This window comes from Frankia sp. CcCS3, assembly GCF_977927575.1.
Genome location: NZ_CDWRCL010000287.1, coordinates 1 through 3383 on the forward strand (window position 1 = coordinate 1; position 3383 = coordinate 3383).

At 71.2% G+C, this 3383-nt stretch carries 3 protein-coding genes; all 3 read right to left on the reverse strand.

From position 1 onward, the window contains the following. Positions 1 to 286: 286 nt before the first annotated feature. A complete protein-coding gene (locus AC08OQ_RS17975; RefSeq protein ID WP_476602303.1) occupies positions 287 to 1333 on the reverse strand; it encodes a TIR domain-containing protein in 1047 nt (348 codons plus the stop codon). Beyond that, positions 1299 to 2168, reverse strand: a complete 870-nt coding sequence (locus AC08OQ_RS17980; RefSeq protein WP_476602302.1) for a hypothetical protein — start codon at positions 2166 to 2168, stop codon at positions 1299 to 1301. The genes AC08OQ_RS17975 and AC08OQ_RS17980 overlap by 35 nt, the downstream gene beginning before the upstream one ends. Then, positions 2165 to 3383, reverse strand: a 1219-nt coding sequence (locus AC08OQ_RS17985) for a TIR domain-containing protein (RefSeq protein ID WP_476602301.1), incomplete at its 5' end; no start/stop codon positions are given. The genes AC08OQ_RS17980 and AC08OQ_RS17985, both read right to left, overlap by 4 nt.

Below are 3383 nucleotides of genomic sequence, written 5' to 3' on the forward strand. Positions count from 1 at the left end.
TTGTGGGCGATTCATGTCACGACACGAGGCATGCCACATCAGGTCACAGCAGGCCACGCCGAACCAACATTACGCACAGTTACCAAACTGGCTGGGGTCTCACGCCCACCCCGGTTAACTTCGAAGACCCGCCATTGCACCCGGTCCTCCCACGTCCACGGCAGCTCGCACAGGTCGGACCACATTCTTCACCGCTGGGGCCCGGGTGCGGCGAGACGGTCGCGGCGCGCTGCCGCCGGGTGCCGGCCGTGGGGTGTTCGTGCAGCTCATCACGGCTCCGTGCAGCTCACGACTGATGGTGGAACGGGGAACGGACGAGCTCCGTCGCCTCGGCGTCCAACGGCGGCAGCTGGTCGCGAGCGACATCCATGACCCGGTAGGCCAGCAGACTTACATACTCCGCGAAGGCGGCGGGATGGCGCATCAAATCCAGGACTGGAAGGTTGTCATATTGACGACCAAGCTCCATATGCGCGATGTGGAGTTCATGGGCCGCCTCGGGTACCTCGGCGTCCCGCCGCAGCCAGGGCACGGGAATGATCCCGGACGGCGGGTTCCCGCCCGGCTTGGTCGCCCGGCGGATACGTTCCTGAAAGACGCCGAACTCCCGGCCGCACCAGTCGCTCTCGAAGTAGTCGTCGCACCACAGCGCGACCAGCACCGGAGCCGTGCGCACCGCGTCGCGCAGCGAGGTCGGCCAGTGCTCCCCGCCGCCCAGCCGGTCGGCGTCGAAGAATCCCGTCGGCCGGATCCGGCGCCTGACCTTGCGGCGCAGCTCCAGCTCGAGCTCCCGATGGAAGATGGCCACGCGATCCCGGTCGTCGCGGTGCGCGTGGCTGGTGAAGAAGTAGTAGGTCGGGGCGCCCGACGGCCCGTGGCTGGGCGGGGGCGAGGAGGGCGGTCCAGGCAGCTCGAGCGGTGGCCAGGAGGCGAACTGGTGCGCGGGCACCGGTGATGACACGCCGAGCAGCGCCGAGCCCGCGCCGCTCCAGTGGGATCGCAGCTCGGCCACCAAGCGCCGGAAGTCCACGACAGACCGGTCGTCGCGCGGCGCGACCAGGTCGAGGGCCTGCACCAGGGCGTCGAGCATGCCGGGATCGGGCTGGCCGACCGCCTCGCTGACCAGCGTGGTCAGGCGGACCGCGACGACCGGGGAGGTCAGCGCGACCGTGCGACCGAGGATCCGCGCCAGCTCGTCGAACCAGTGGTCGAAACCGGCCAGGTCGGCGATGTACTCCACCCGCATCAGGGCCGCGACGAGCTCGTCGACCTCCCGGGGGGCCAGCCGTGCTTGTTGATCACAGGAATCGATGGTGCCTGCGCCGCGTCGCACCCCACCGGGTCACGTACCTCGTCTGCGACCATGACGGTGGCGGCCCCGGCGGAGCCCACGGACACGGCGGGGGTCCGGAATCACGCATCGCCCGGGCCCGGGACGACTGGTCACCGCCGGTGGCGTCCCGGACGGCCGGCGTCGGCCGCAACGCCGCCATCTCCAGCAGGCGCCGACACAGTTCCGGCGTCACGACCGCCTCGCGGATCAGGTACCCGGCGATCTCCGCGAGCAGGGCGGGCCGGTGTCCGACCAGCTCCCCCAGCTGGGCTGCGGTGGCCGGGTCGACCATCGGCGCCGCGCTGGTGAGCAGCATGACCGACTCGCGACGACGCAACGGCCCGATGGGCATCGTCCGGTCCCGCCAGGCGTCCACGGTGCGGTCGGCGATGATGATCACATGCGCCTCGCCGTCGGGCAGGAACTCCGCCACCTCATCCGGACTGCCCACACCCGCGAAGATGACCAACCACCCCGCGCTGGGCTCCGGCCCGGCGCCGGCCGCGCCCGGGGCGGGGCCGGTAAGTCCGGTGCGGACCCGCTCGTAGAGCTCGCCGATCTGCCCGGGGACGGCGGTGGTCGTCGAGCAGTCCACCCACCACGAGACGTCGTAGCGCAGCTTGAACCGATGCTGGTACTCGCCAGCGAGCTCGGTCTCCCCGATGTCGGACTGGTCGCCCTCCGGCACCAGCACCACCCGCCGATGCCGGGCCAGACCGTCCCAGATGCGTTCCAGCTCGTCGTCGCGACCGGCGAACAGCTCGTTCTCCCGGCGGCTGCGCCACACCGGGGGCGCATCGCCGGGCCGGCGACCGGGCCGGGCATAGGCGTTCATCGCCGGGCTCCCGCCTGTATCCCCGCCAGCAGTCCGTCGACCGCGGTCGGCTCGAACCGGCTCAGGTCCAGCTTCGGCAGCGTCCGCAGCGGCTCGGGTAACGGTTCGCGGTCGATGACCGCCCGGATGACCTGATTCTCGAGCGGTCCCGCCAGCCCCAGCCGCTCCCACGCCTCGATCTCGGTCTCGCCAGGGTTCTCCGGGCGGGGCGGCCGGTAGCGCCGCGACAGCAGGGCCACGGTGACATCCGGCCGGCGCGCGGCGATGCGGTCAACCGTCTCGGCCAGCCGCTCACCTCTACTCTGCGCCCATCTGACCTGCACGACCCGGTGGGAGCCGCGGCGCAGCAGGTATTCGAGCCAGTCCGCCCACTCCTGGTCGGCGCCGACGTAGCTGATGGCGACCAAGCGGGAGACCTCCGCCGTCGGAGTCTGCGGCGGCGGTACGTGAGACGCCGCCGGCGGCGTGGTTCGGCAGGAGGTGGTCGTCGGCGTGGGCACGGGGGATGCCGTCCCGATCGAAGCCGCGCGCCGCGCCTCGTCGCCGTCGCCGTGGGTCCGGAAACCGGCTCTCCCGTTCCCGTTCACGTTCCCGTTCACGTTCACGGACCCGGCCAGCGGAAGGAAGGGGGGCATCGCTTCCGGCGGGTCCCCGGACGAGCCGGGGTGGGAGCCGAAGGCCGCGGCGGCGCGGCGCACCGCGAGGTCGAGCACCGGGTCCAGGGTGATTTGCTGGGCCGCGACGATCCGCGCCGCGAACATACGGACGAACCAGTAGTATCCGCCCGCCCCGAGCAGCATCTTGCGCATCATCCAGAGCAGGCCGCGCTGGCGGTAGGTGTCGGGGAGCCCCGCGCTCGCGTCCGCGAGATCCTTCGTCGCGATCGCCGGGACGGGATCCTGCACCGGACGCCACAGCACCCGGATGAAACCATCCTCCAGCCTGGTCGCACCGGCCTTGCTGAAATTTTCGATGCGCGAGTGGAAGACCTCCCACTCGCGCCCGCACCAGGCGTCCCTGAAAAAGGGATCGGAACAGAGCGCCACCATCACGCGGGTTCCACCGGCGCCGGCGGCCAGGGCCAGGTCGGCGTCCATGCCGGGACGCGGGCGGGTGTCCAGGATTCCGCCCACCGCGGAGCCAACCTGAACCCGCAGCTCGTACTCGAGATCAGCGTGAAAGCGCTGCACCCAGCGCCGATCCTCATCTGCCGCA